Genomic DNA, 12800 nt, shown 5'->3' with positions numbered 1-12800 from the left:
GCCAAAATGTCAGAGAAAAAACTAACACGTCGAGAAAAATTCCTGCAATCGCAATTTGTTCTACCAATGTTCTGGGATTCGGTTGTATTCCCGAAAGACTGGACGTTGGAAGAGATTCTGGAGCTGCATGAAAATCTGTTTAATGAAAGTCTGAGTGTCCTGAAACAATCGGGAACCACTAAGGCCCAGATAGACAGAAAGATTGAAGTTCTGGAGTGGATTTACGCTCCTGATGAGATGAATGATGCAATTGAAGTTGTGAACGGCAAGGCTGAGCATAAAAAAATGCCTAAACCTTTTTCGTTCCACTTGTGTTGTCAGATCATGGAAGTAGATCCCGATGAAATGCGGAATCAAATCTTCTTCACCCTTGAAAGCAATTTCAAGAAAGCAATCACCGCCTACAAAAAGGCGGCCTAGTTAAACAATCCCTGTGGGGGCATTTCCCGCAGGGGAAGTTGCCTCCAAATTTTATTTGGAGAGAACTATGTACAAGCTTGTAGATAAACCCTTGAGTGAAGTTTTGGGTATGGCAGTTGATCCTTCACTGACCGTGCCAGTACGCGAGTACGACGAAAGCATCAATGGGGTTTCATATGTGCTGGCGCACATTCCAAAAGCTGAGCCCTATCTGTTCCGTAGCGATATGGTCAGAGATGTACTAGCCTGGTTGCGCGATGAAAACCCTGAACCTTTATTGATTCATGGTCCAACCGGCACTGGTAAGACATCATTCGTCAAGCAATTGGCAGCTCGTTTGCAAATCCCCGTATGGGAGTCAACTGGAAATGAAGAAATGGAATTGTTCGAATTTTTTGGGCAATTTCTTCTGAATGAAAAGGGGGCAACCGTTTTCTTGGATGGGCCTGCAACACAGGCGGCTAAGTTTGGTGGCTGGCATTTGATTAACGAAATGGACCGGATGCGTCCCGGCGTAACAGTCGGGTTAAACGGTTACATGGAGGGTGGTACTTTCACTCTCTCGAACAAAGGTGGCGAAGTGGTAACACCTCGCGCCGGTTCTGCTGTAATCGCCACGGCCAACACTAACTTTGTTGGTGATGAAACCAATGGTAACTATTCAACTGCGCATATCCATGACAAATCGGTAGTAGAACGGTTTGGCATGATTATCAAAGCTGACTATCTCGATGATGACCAGGAGCGTGCATTGTTGGCGCTGGAGTATCAAGACATCACTGACGATGATCTCCAATACTGGTTTGATGCTGAGGGGATGGAAATCTCACGCGATGATGGAACGACCGTTCGCGGTCAGTACATCAGCCGTGATGACTACATCAATACGATGCTGAAATTCCGCAAAACTGTTCGCGATCAATCCGTTGAAAGTGGCAATACGGCGGGTAATGCGTTTGAAAGAACCATGTCCACTCGTACTCTGTTGCGTTGGGCAAAACATACAGTCCGCTTTAGTAATGCGCCAGACAAAGGTTTAAGTGCTTTGCACTACGCCCTGGAACGTGCTTTATCAAACGGTTGTACAGCAACTTCAAAAGTGGCACTGCATCAGCTGCTGAAAGACTATTTCGGCGTAGATGCTGTTCTGTAATGGGAGGTTTCCATTATGGGCGCCATCAAAACAAAAGATTTGATTCACTGGAAAGGCATTAATCCCAAAGATTTATGGGCCAGTAATGCGATGGAGAAATTGAGCAAGTTGTTCTCGGACGTTACTGTAAAAAGTAATAACGATGGGCCTTATTTGCTTTTGATCCCAAGTATCGGTTTCCGGTATGAATATGACACCACAAAGGTTTCACGTGGGGTTATTTCGTATGGGGATGATGATGCCAATCAGGTAATCGCTTTGCTAACTATAGCAATGCAAACACCCGTCACGTTGGTTAATGACGAAGGTGAACAAATCTCTATCAAACGGTTGAAGCCTACTGAAAAACATCTGAAATTCAACTCAATGTCCTACACGGAATTTGAGGAAAAGTTGAAGGTGGTTGAGGTAATCAGGTCGACGCCGATGAAGAATATTAGAGGCGCTGCCGCTTTTATTTGAAGGGAAACTGCCGCAAGGCGGTTTTCCAGGATGCCAATACTGGTATCTCGGAAAACCGCTTTTTTGTCCCTCGTGGATAAAAAAGCACTCCGTGTGGGTGCATTACAGAAGTCTCATTCGAGACAGCCGGAAACCTGAACCTGGGGGACTGGATTAACTCATGTTGGAGAAAAAATATGAATCAGGGTTTTTTATTCGTATTAGCTGTTTTAGGCGGCTTAACTTGTTTGGGTACTTTTATGACATTGATTGAGAAGGTCTGCAAATCAATTCATAACTATGCCTATGGATCTCGCGTGCCTGCACCTTCTGATGCCGTTTCAGAGGCTCGCAGTGAGATTAAAGAACAAGTCAAAGCTTTCAAAAAGATGGAAGATGAACCTTTCGTCAAACAGCAACAAAAGGTAACAGAACCAGCCGGTGACGTTGGCCATGTCGAGAAATCGATGGTCGAGGAAACTGAACAGGTGATGTTGGACATTAACGGTTTCGATGACAAAGTAACTGTGAAGGTCGGTAACAAAGCAATCGTTACAGCAAGGTATTACAAAGGGGCGCAGGTTGTTGTTCGCCACATGAATATTCTTGATGAACGCATTAGAAAGAGACTCGGTAAGCGTATGCAGTTGCCACCATTGAAAATCAATGATGATTGGCTGCACGCAAAGTATCAAGTGATTAAGACGACCCGTCAGGACGTCAACAATCTGTTCAAGGCTTATACCAATGGACAGCAAGAAATTGCTAGATCACAACCGCCAGTTGAATCTTCTGAGGTAGTAAATACAACCCAAAATGCAGTTGAGAAACAAGAAGTAGCACAACCAGAAATGGTGCCTGAGTCAGTTCCTGAAAGTGTAGACCACACAGCCAGGAGTAAAGCAAAGGCAATCATGAAAGGCGTGCTGCAGGCATATGGGTTATCTGATCGCGTACAAGGTGACAAATCTTTCAAACATTACAAGGTTGATTTCATTGATAGTGAAACCAGTCTCTTGGAAACAGTTTGGGGTGAAGATCTGAAACGCGCTCTCAATAGCTGCGGGGCTAAGAAGGGTGACTTGATTGAAATATTCAAGTTAGGCCGGAAACCAGTGGAAGGCGAGAAAACAGATGGTGAAAAGCGATTCATGAACAAGTGGCATATCGTCGTTCTGAATAGCAAATCAATGAAACAGGCTCACTAGGACAACCGTTCTAAAAGCCAATTTAATTTAGGAGAAACAAATGGCAAGTGTAAACAAAGTAATTTTGATGGGTTCATTGGGTCGTGATCCAGAGGTTCGTTATATGCCGAATGGCGAAGCAGTGGCCAATATGAGCATTGCGACAACGGAAAACTGGAAAGACAAATCTGGCACCCGCCAAGAAAAAACCGAATGGCACAACATTGTGCTTTATCGCCGCCTGGCTGAGATTGCAGGGGAATACCTCAAAAAAGGTAGACCTGTGTATATCGAAGGCCGTCTGCAAACACGTAAATGGGAGAAAGACGGGGTAACTCGTTATTCAACCGAAATCGTTGCAGATCAAATGCAGTTGTTGGGCACAGGTCGTTCTGGTTCAGATGGTGGCAATCAAGATCATGATGGTTATGATCACCAAGCAGAGTATCAAGGTGGTAATCAGGGTAGTCAACCAGCATCACAACAGCGTGCGCCTCAGCCTTCAGCTCAACGAGCTCCGGCGATGGCAAATGCAGGTGGTGGCAATGGAGATCCGGGAAATTTTGACAATTTTGACGATGACATTCCTTTTGCCAAGCCAGATATGGCAGCCGATGTGATTCTTCGGAATGATCGCAGATTCAAGCCTCGTAAATTCTAATTGCCTTGGTAATTAGAAAGGGAGGTCGGTATGTCGAATAGTTTGATACCTGTAAGCAGTTCTTCCATAGACAGTATTGGATATGGAACAAAAAAGAAGGCACTGATAGTTAAATTCTTGAATGGGGGCATCTACGTTTATGAAGATGTCTCTCAAAAAATATTCAATGATTTTCTGTCAGTAAGTTCAAAAGGGCAGTATCACTCTCAATTCATTAAGGGGCAGTTTACGTTCCGTATGATTGATGAGGGTGATATTTCCGATTGGCTGGATGCTCCAAGAAGTCCGAGAAAGACACCATATTTGGTGCCGGAAGTTTTCAATGGATTTCAGGGTGCAGCTGCTTTCTTTTAATTAATTTTTCTTCCCAACCGGGGGCCAGTCCCTCGGGGTTGGCTTCCATTTTTACTTAGGAGTTAACCATGGTTATGACTTTGCAATCTTTAGGAATCATCGTAGTGATTTGTTCGGTTTTAGCAATTGCCGGCATCGCTGCCGATTACCTGGAAAAGCGTTACGGCTAATCAGGTCAGTTCTTAATTTTTTCATTTCATATTTGGAGAAACATCATGTTTAAAAAAATTCTGTTCGTTATTGCTGTTGTAATGTCTGCCAATGTTCAAGCTGACAACCTGTCTGGTTCGGTATATGGATCAAACGAAACTATGCGTGCGTCGTCTGTCGACGTTGCGCAGGTTGTTGAGATGCGCCGGGTTCAGATTGTGAATCAGCAACAAAATATGGTTGGCCAGTATGCGTTACCAGTTCTTGGTGGCGTGGTAGGTGGTGTAATTGGTAATGCCGTTGGCAACAATAATACTACCCGCTCATTGGCTACGATTGTTTTGACGGCTGCAGGCGGTTATGCGGGTAATACAGCTAACGAATACTTGCAGAAAAAAGATGGCATTGAGTTTATTCTGAAGCGCGATGACGGCAAGTTCTTTGCAGTCACTCAACCGGAAGATGCTACCACTGCTCGTATTGGGGTGGGTGATACTGTGCGTTTAGTTCAGGGCGCCAGCCTCAGAGTGGTAAAGCTCGGTAGTTATTGATCTCGGTCCTGTATATCCCTAAAGGGGTATGCAGGATTGACATTTATCACCCTAAGTATTAGAGTTCGTGTTAGTCACTAGTATCTTGTGTTCATCCTGAATGCAACATACTACTGATTTGCAGGTGCTTGCACCTTCATTACTGTGATGATTCACAGATTCCAAAAGCTACTCACGTAGCAACCAGTCCATCTGGACATTTTTTTTCCAAACCAAACCCTACTGGGCATAGAGAGATTTTGCCCACAAGGGATATCTCTATTCTCAATTTGGGTTTACTCCCGGTTGGGGCACGCCATATCGCCCCTCCAAGGGTGCTGTGGCGTGCCTCAGTCGGGGCCAATTTCTGAAAGGAGATACACCATGAACGCACCTACGAGAATTATTACTCTTTTACCGAGTCAAGAAATTTCTACCGAGGTATTACTTGAGAAATATGCAAAAGGCGACGAAAAGACTCAATCTGACGTACGGGCTCGCGTTGCTAAGGCCCTGGCTGCAGTAGAGAAACCAAGCCTGAAAGCTAAACTTGAGAAACAGTTTTACGATGCAATGGAAAATGGTTTTGTGCCTGGCGGCCGTATTAATAGTGCAGCCGGTACTGACATTCAAGCAACACTCATCAATTGTTTTGTTCAACCTGTCGGGGATTCAATCTCGGCGGTAGTAGACGGTAAGGTAGGTATTTACCGCGCACTGGAACAATCAGCTGAGACAATGAGACGTGGTGGCGGGGAAGGTTACAATTTCTCCAAAATTCGTCCACGTGGCGCCTTTGTCAAAGGTACAAAATCACGGGCTTCCGGTCCAGTGTCCTACATGGACATTTATGACAAATCCTGCGTTACAGTTGAAAGTGCTGGCGCTCGCCGTGGTGCTCAGATGGGTGTGTTGAATTGTGACCACCCAGATATTGAAGAGTTTATCAAAGCGAAGCGTGAAAAAGGCCGTCTGACAAACTTCAACGTTTCTGTTGGGGTGTTCGATAGCTTTATGACAGCTGTGCAGAATGACGCTGATTGGGAACTGGTCCATGTGGCCAAACCAAGCAGTGAAGTTCCAAACACTTATCAGCGTGCCGATGGGTTATGGGTATACCGTGTGGTGAAAGCAAAAGAGTTGTGGGATTTGATTATGAAGTCCACATACGATTACGCTGAACCTGGTGTCCTGTTTCTGGATCGCATCAATCAATTAAACAACCTCAACTATTGTGAAACGATAGAGGCGACGAACCCTTGCGGTGAGCAGCCTTTGCCGGATTACGGTTGTTGTGACCTGGGCAGTATCAATCTGACCAAGTTTGTTAAAAATCCATTTGAAGAAAATGCACGGTTTGATTACGTGCAATTTGGCAAAGTGGTAGCAACAAGCATTCGCATGCTCGACAACGTATTAGACGCAACTGTCTGGCCGTTGGAAGAGCAAAAGAATGAAGCAATGAATAAGCGTCGCATTGGTCTGGGTTTCTTGGGCCTGGGTAACGCTTTGACTATGTTGAATCTGGCATACAACTCAGATGAGGGCAGGGCAGAAGCAAGTAACATCACGAAAGCGATGCGAGATGCAGCCTATTTGACCTCAATTGAGCTGGCAAAGGAAAAGGGTTCATTCCCTCTACTGGACGTGGATAAATACCTGAAAAAGGGAACATTCGCATCAACACTACCAGATGCAATCAAGAGCAGTATCCGTAAATTCGGTATTCGCAATAGTCATTTGTTGTCGATTGCACCAACAGGCACTATTTCGCTGGCATTTGCAGATAATGCAAGTGGCGGCATTGAGCCTGCTTTCGCTTTGTCATACGAACGCAAAAAACGCATGCCAGATAGCACCACTAAGGTTTATCAAGTGGAAGATCACGCTTACCGCGTGTACAAGCATTTAGGTGGGGATGAAAAAAATCTACCACCATCCTTCGTTACGGCGATGGAAATGTCAGCTATCGATCATGTATTGATGTCAGCAGCTGTAGCACCATTTGTTGATACCGCTATCAGCAAGACAGTGAACGTACCGGAAGATTATCCATACGAGCAATTCACTGATTTGTACATGATGGCGTATAAGTTGGGGTTGAAGGGTATCACTACCTATCGTCCTAACAATGTGACTGGTTCAGTTCTGTCTGTAACACCGGCAGCAACCCCAGCTACAACACCAAACGACCTAACAACCGATGCGAACGATCCTGATCGCCGTATCAAGTTGGACAAAGCCCCAGCACCTGCGTTAGCAAGTCTGCGTTGGCCTGGTCGTCCAGAATTGCCTTCGGGCAGTGCTGGTTGGGTATCACCGATGATTGAGCATCCTATTTTGGGTGACTTTGCAGTGTTTGTGTCGCATGTACAGAATGGTGTGGCTCATCCTTACGAGGTATGGGTCAATGGTTCCGAAGCCCCACGCGGGTTAGGCGCCATTGCTAAAACACTGTCCATGGATATGCGTGCGCAAGATAAACATTGGTTGTCGATGAAGCTTGAATCTCTGATGAAAACGTCAGGTGAGGATGCTTTTGACATGCCAATGCCGGCAAGTGGTGAATATGAGCGTGTGCCAAGCCTGGTATCAGGGTTTGCGAAGTTGGTTAACTGGCGATTGAATGATTTAGCCGGTGGTAGTTTTGTCAACGAAGCTGATCCATCACCAGTGGTAGATGCGATGTTTGCTAAGAAAGAGCCTAAGTCTGGCCCAAATGGTACGTTGTCTTGGACAGTGGATATTTACAATCCATCAACCAATGATGATTTTGTGCTGTGGGTTAAGGAATTGGTGATGCCGGATGGCCAGCGTCGTCCATACAGTGTATGGATCTCTGGCAATTACCCTCGCGTGTTGGATGGGCTGTGCAAACTGCTCTCATTCGATATGCGTGTAATGGATCCAGCGTGGATTGGTATGAAGCTGCGTAAGCTGCTCAATTACTCAGAAGCGCGTGGGGACTTTATGGCGAAAGTACCTGGTAGTGAGAAATCACAGAATTATCCAAGTACGATTGCTTATATGGCGCAACTGCTGATTCATCGTTACAACATGCTGGGCATTTTGACAGCTGACGGTAATCCGGTGACTGAGGCAGGCATACTGACGAAACCTGAAGAGGTGGAAGCGGTGGCAAGCACCAATAAGGTAATGGCTGGTAAGCAATGCAATGCGTGTAAAACGTACTCTGTCATTAAAAAAGACGGGTGCGACTATTGCACAAGTTGCGGCGAAGTTGGTTCGTGCGGTTAGGAGTTAACTATGTCAATGACAATTGAAGAAGTTAGCAACCTGCCACCCATGACTGACGCAGAGCTGGAAGCTGCAAAGAAAAAAGACATGAAGTTGAAAAACTTCACAGACAATCTGACTGATTTAGGTGTAGTATTTGAGGTAATCCCTTTAAGACAGGGAACGCCTGCGGCCTAAGAAGGTAAGAAAGTCGACCAAGGTTACCCGCGCAAGCGGGTGCCTTACCAAAGCGTTAAATTAATGTTTTGGTAAGGTACTTGTACCTATCCCTTTTTTAGCCGCAAGGTTAAATTAGCGTATCTAATACGCATTTCATCATCCCCCCAACCGGGCACTTTTCCCGGAGGGGACTAGTGCCCTTTTTTTAAAGGAGCACTAGCATGTCAGTATCAGCTTTAGCACAAGTAGCATTAGTGAATGTAGACCTGTCCACCTGGTCGGGCTACAAACGCACATCAGATGAAGAGTTGGCCAAGATCGGCGTCAAACTTCCCAAAAATTCCCCATTAACAAAGGGCGGTAAGAAAATTTACCCAACCGAGTTCTTGAAGGAATTCACAAACATCCGCAAAGAAATCAGCCGCAAGTTGAGCAAGTTCGGTGTTCGTGCATTGGGAGGAACAGCGCAAGCAGTTCCTGAAGCCGCTCTTGATACCATCACGGATTACTTGAATGAAGTAAAAGCCCGTACCACTCAGGCGATTGTCGATTTCGAGTCAAACTATGATGTTCGCTTGAAAGATTACTTAAAGTCCATTCAAGACCCGGTAGTCAAAAGCATCATTTCAGGTTCAGCTTTGAAAAAAGATGAAGCTGTCAGTAAATTCGGTATCGAATGGCAAGTATTCAAAATCGTCCCAGCTGGCGAAACGGAAGAAAGCAGTAAATCACTTGTGTCCGGCATGACCAACACCTTATTGGAAGAGGTCTCGCAGGCAGCGAATAAGATTTACGAAAGCAGCTTTATTGGTAAGCCAAGAGTAACGCAAAAGGCCTTGCATCAAGTGAGGGCGCTGCGAGACAAAATGGCTGGCCTCAGCTTTCTCGATCCTGAAAATATTGATTTCATTGTTCACTCCATGGACCAAACATTTTCATCCCTTCCGGCCAGTGGCTGGGTGGATGGAAAGAACTTGGACCTTCTCACTGGCTTACTCCAGAAAATGGAGCACCCAGAAAAAATGCTTCAACATGCAGCTATGATGCGCGAAGGTATGGCTCAACAAGCCAGCCAGAGTGTGCCAGAAGTTGTAGTGGTGGAAGCAACCAGTCCAGAAACGACAGCAACTGTTGAAGATGAGGTAATTGTAGAAGTCACGACACAGGACGAACTGAGTGGAAACTTGTTCGCCGATGCAGTGGTAACCGCAGAGCCTATCGATGTAACAGAAGCAAGTCCAGTTGAACCAGAAGTAGTGATTGTTGAACCTGAGTCCGTTTCACTTGTTGAGGCAGAAGCAGTAGTTGAGCAAGAGCAAATTGTGGTTGAACGCGAGCCGGTTGAAGTTGAGCCGGAGCCATTGGCTGTAGAAGTTGTGGTAGAAGTCGTGGAAACGGAAGCAGCGCAAGATGAGTCCTTTGTTGAGGAAGTCACTCGCGTGTCCTTGCAGGAAATTGAGCAAGTACAGGTTAAACCGAAACCAAGATCAAGCCGCAGTGCATCATTCTTTTAATCCCTGACGGGGCATCCCCGTTGGGGGTGCTCCATTTTTAAATGGAGAGATTCATGTCAAACATTAGCCACATCAAGGGCGCATTGCCCATTATTGCCCGTGCATTGGGTGATAAGTTCGGTGTAGAAGTCAAGCAAGGACAACGAGCACAAACAGACGGCAAGGTGATTTTCATACCGCCACTGTCCGAAAGTGACGCTGTGTATCAAGGCCGGATGTTTTCGGCTTATGAATTAGCAAAGAAGCTTGGAATTGGTTATGTCGTGCATGAATCATCTCATGTGCGGTACACAGATTTCAATGCGAATTGCGAACTCATGAAAACGCCCTTCGGGAAGCACTTGATTAACATCCTTGAAGATATTCGTATCGAAAAGAAAATGTCCAGAGATTTTCCTGGCACCGCAGATGATCTTAGTCAGCTCACGGAAGTGTTATCCATTGATGGTTTCTTTGAACCCATTAACTCGGATGATCATCCGGCCGCGGTAATGACTGGGTACATGATGTACAAATTACGTCATGACTACCTTGGACAGAAACCGATGGCAGCTTTACTTGAGCAAGCTGAAATGGTGTTTAACGATACCATTCCACAAGGCGCTGCAATTAAGTTTGAAGCATTAATCTTTGAAGTCGCTAAATGCCAATCAACAGCAGATGTCATGCTGTTAGCCGAGAAGATACATCGGATGATTGAGCAGGAGGCAGAAAATGAAGATGACCAAGACGACAATGAAAATCAGGGAGACTCCGGTCAATCTGACGATCAGAGTAGTCAAGACAACCAGCAATCCAACCCAGACAGCTCTAAAGACGATCAGGATCAAGCAGGTGACGACCAGTCACAGCAATCACCTAATTCTTCAGGCGATGATTCAGATAGTAAAAATACTCAAGATGACGGCCAAACAGCCGTTGATAATTCAGATTCTCATGATAACTTGGGTAATAGTAGTAAGGGTAAGGAAAGCGTTCTAAGGCAAGTCCTTAATGCTACCGAAGATGATGGGATGCCTGGTGATTTAGGTGATGTGGTAAGTGGTGGATTAAATGCCATCGCAGATACAAGCACTGAAAACGTAATGGCCAATACAGTCGTTACGAGATCACAAGGTACTGACCAACTCTTCATCCAGAGAACAACGACTGCAGTAAATGCTCTCAAGCATCGAATGCAGATTATGTTGCAGTCTCAGGCCCGCAGCAAAGTCATAGGAACCAATTTTGGTACCAGACTGCGACCTGATAGGCTGTATCAATCGAAACTGGGTGGGAATGTGTTTGCCAAGAAAGTTAAGCAAACGCAAGTGAACACTGCAGTAAAGGTTTTGATTGATATTTCTGGAAGCATGACTGACACGATTAGCCAAACCGATAAAACGGCCTTGGTTGATATTGCCAAAGAATCAGCGTTTGCTTTAGCAATGACATTGGATTCAATCCAAGGCGTAAATGTTTCAGTTGATATTTTCCCCGTCAAAAACGGAAACTGGGTATCAATTGAGAGATTGAATAGCTTTAATGAAGCGGTGCGGTCTCGTTCCGGCAATTTCAGCAAAGTGAAAGCCGATGGATCAACCCCTATGTCACAGTGTTTGAAAGCATCATTTGCAGACTTGCTAAGACAAAAAGAGCCAAGAAAATTACTGATGGTGATTACTGATGGCGAGCCAGACAATCTGGCAGCAACGGTAAAAACAATCGAGATGATCAAAGCTCATGGCGTCGAGTTGTTAGGTTTGGGAATTAATCACAATGTTGGGCATATGTTTGAGAAGCATGGAAATATCACAAACGTTAATGACCTGGCGGCGGCGATGTTCACGATGATGCAAAAAACCTTGTTAAACGCAGCTTAAATATGCACCCCTTACCACAACAGGTGAGGGGATGCAACTTTATTTTAGAGTAGAAATACCCCGCCTTTTGGATTTGAAATAAAAATCCGTGAGTGCTAATTTAGCTGCTAAACGTCTGTGCAGCCATGAAAAATATAAAAAGACGTAAATATTATATATAAACCTGGGTGTTAGATTTTTTAGGGAATTGTTATGCAACAGACTACTAACCAAGAAATAAGTTTTGCTAACCATCAAAACCTGATATTAGCTCAGAAGCTTCTTTCAGATTCGCCATTTGCTGCTCGCCATTTACTTGGGATAAGTGAGCAGGAAGCCAATTTCCTTACCTCGTTAACTCCATCGCAACTTGTCAAACTGTCCAAGGCTGACGTTTTGCTATTCTCTTTCCGCTTCACATCAAACTTTGATGTACTCAAAAAATATATTGAGGGCGATGATTTAAGCCTTACACACATGCACTTACTCTTGCAGAACCAAGGGGCGTGATATGAAGCTGACTCAAAAAGAACAAATAAAAAGCAGTCTTCTAGCCATTGAACTGATTGAACGCGGTGCAAGAGCGCCCATCGTTAAATCCATGTCACCTCTCGATAGAACGGCCATCGGTAAACTGTATAAAGAAGTGACCGGAAAAACATCCCCTACAGGCCCGCTACCAAGCGACCCTACCTGGTTCACCCAAACATCAGTCCCAATGCGCTTGATTGAATCAAGTTTATTTATTGGTCTGTACATCTCAATTAAGAAATGCTCTAAAGACGCAAACGAAGCCCAGCTGCTTGTCCAAGTCTATGATGAGTACATTCGGCATTGCATCACTCAAAACAAAGAGCCACGGTTAAATATCAATCGCTGCTGGTCACTTGTTCAGCTTTATAAAATGGGTGAGTTGGAAATGATCCCTTGTACATGTTGTGGCATAGGGATTGTGCAGCCTGCTTATACGCTCAGACGTGACTTTGTATGTTGTATTTGTAAGCGAACGTCGTCGCTTAAAGTTAAGTCGGCAACAGAACTTGAGCCGAGTTAAATACCCCTAATAAAGCATTGTTAAATAACAATGCTTTATTTCTTTATAGCCAACATAATTCCATTACCAGTAACAACT

Annotated in this window: 13 protein-coding genes; all 13 read left to right on the top strand. The window is 44.9% G+C overall.

Translation table 11 applies throughout. The features are described 5' to 3' along the window. The first annotated feature begins 6 nt into the window (after positions 1-6). The 13 genes from INP79_RS07845 to INP79_RS07785 all read left to right on the top strand — a co-directional run bounded on the left by INP79_RS07845 (position 7) and on the right by INP79_RS07785 (position 12722). A complete protein-coding gene (locus INP79_RS07845; RefSeq protein WP_194753624.1) occupies positions 7-420 on the top strand; it encodes a hypothetical protein in 414 nt (137 codons plus the stop codon). Positions 421-487: 67 nt separating this feature from the next. Continuing rightward, entirely contained in the window at positions 488-1573 is a 1086-nt protein-coding gene (locus INP79_RS07840) for an AAA family ATPase (protein ID WP_194753623.1), read from the top strand. 15 nt (positions 1574-1588) lie between these two features. Continuing rightward, the gene (locus INP79_RS07835) at positions 1589-2035 is read left to right on the top strand and encodes a hypothetical protein (protein ID WP_194753622.1); all 447 of its coding nucleotides are present in this window, start codon (positions 1589-1591) and stop codon (positions 2033-2035) included. Positions 2036-2211: 176 nt separating this feature from the next. Then, positions 2212-3222 carry a hypothetical protein gene (locus tag INP79_RS07830; protein WP_194753621.1) on the top strand — a complete coding sequence of 337 codons (1011 nt, stop codon included), beginning with the start codon at positions 2212-2214 and terminating at the stop codon, positions 3220-3222. A 40-nt stretch (positions 3223-3262) separates the two neighbouring features. Further along, positions 3263-3862 (top strand): single-stranded DNA-binding protein, encoded by a 600-nt coding sequence (ssb, locus tag INP79_RS07825; protein ID WP_194753620.1) that lies wholly within the window; start codon positions 3263-3265, stop codon positions 3860-3862. Positions 3863-3892: 30 nt separating this feature from the next. Beyond that, complete coding sequence (locus INP79_RS07820) at positions 3893-4216, top strand: KTSC domain-containing protein (RefSeq protein WP_194753619.1); 324 nt, start codon at positions 3893-3895, stop codon at positions 4214-4216. Between the two features lie 215 nt (positions 4217-4431). Continuing rightward, on the top strand, positions 4432-4917 hold the full coding sequence (locus INP79_RS07815; protein ID WP_194753618.1) for a glycine zipper 2TM domain-containing protein: 486 nt from the start codon (positions 4432-4434) through the stop codon (positions 4915-4917). Positions 4918-5280: 363 nt separating this feature from the next. Beyond that, the gene (locus INP79_RS07810; protein ID WP_194753617.1) at positions 5281-8154 is read left to right on the top strand and encodes an adenosylcobalamin-dependent ribonucleoside-diphosphate reductase; all 2874 of its coding nucleotides are present in this window, start codon (positions 5281-5283) and stop codon (positions 8152-8154) included. Positions 8155-8163: 9 nt separating this feature from the next. Next, positions 8164-8331, top strand: a complete 168-nt coding sequence (locus INP79_RS07805; protein ID WP_194753616.1) for a hypothetical protein — start codon at positions 8164-8166, stop codon at positions 8329-8331. 203 nt (positions 8332-8534) lie between these two features. Further along, positions 8535-9827 (top strand): DUF3150 domain-containing protein, encoded by a 1293-nt coding sequence (locus INP79_RS07800; protein ID WP_194753615.1) that lies wholly within the window; start codon positions 8535-8537, stop codon positions 9825-9827. 53 nt (positions 9828-9880) lie between these two features. Beyond that, the gene (locus tag INP79_RS07795) at positions 9881-11689 is read left to right on the top strand and encodes a hypothetical protein (protein WP_194753614.1); all 1809 of its coding nucleotides are present in this window, start codon (positions 9881-9883) and stop codon (positions 11687-11689) included. Positions 11690-11881: 192 nt separating this feature from the next. Beyond that, complete coding sequence (locus tag INP79_RS07790) at positions 11882-12178, top strand: flagellar transcriptional regulator FlhD (protein WP_194753613.1); 297 nt, start codon at positions 11882-11884, stop codon at positions 12176-12178. Between the two features lies 1 nt (position 12179). Continuing rightward, positions 12180-12722 carry a FlhC family transcriptional regulator gene (locus tag INP79_RS07785; protein WP_194753612.1) on the top strand — a complete coding sequence of 181 codons (543 nt, stop codon included), beginning with the start codon at positions 12180-12182 and terminating at the stop codon, positions 12720-12722. The last annotated feature ends 78 nt before the right edge of the window (positions 12723-12800 follow it).

This window comes from Methylophilus sp. QUAN (genome assembly GCF_015354445.1).
In the GTDB taxonomy this organism is placed as follows: domain Bacteria; phylum Pseudomonadota; class Gammaproteobacteria; order Burkholderiales; family Methylophilaceae; genus Methylophilus.
Note: the sequence above shows the minus strand (reverse complement) of the source record. Positions and strands in the feature narration are given on the sequence as shown.